The following is a 234-nucleotide window of genomic DNA, read 5'->3' as shown; positions in this document are numbered from 1 at the left end:
CCAAAAGCCACACATCGTTTCAGCAATCGCTGCTCCGCTTGCCAAAAGCCACATTCTGTTTCAGAAAAAATGTCAAAAGCCACAGATCTCTTCAATGGCCTTCACGTTTTCGCAGGTAGATTTTTTGGGCGTGAAGAGATGTGTGGCGTTTGGCGAAAAAAGTGAAGTAGAACGTGGCTTTTGACAATTGGCATGAAACAGAGTGGGTCAAGTCCAAAATGGTGTGTAAATTTG

Annotated in this window: 1 protein-coding gene; it reads left to right on the top strand. The window is 44.0% G+C overall.

Annotated features, from left to right (window positions below; genetic code table 11):
- Positions 1-184, top strand: a 184-nt coding sequence (locus tag HMPREF9069_RS09515; RefSeq protein WP_021625561.1) for a hypothetical protein, incomplete at its 5' end; no start/stop codon positions are given.
- Positions 185-234 lie beyond the last annotated feature (50 nt).

The sequence above is a fragment of the Atopobium sp. oral taxon 810 str. F0209 genome (assembly GCF_000466405.1).
Taxonomy (GTDB): domain Bacteria; phylum Actinomycetota; class Coriobacteriia; order Coriobacteriales; family Atopobiaceae; genus Olegusella.
The sequence above is the reverse complement of the archived record's forward strand: the minus strand, read 5'-3'. Positions and strand labels throughout refer to the sequence as shown.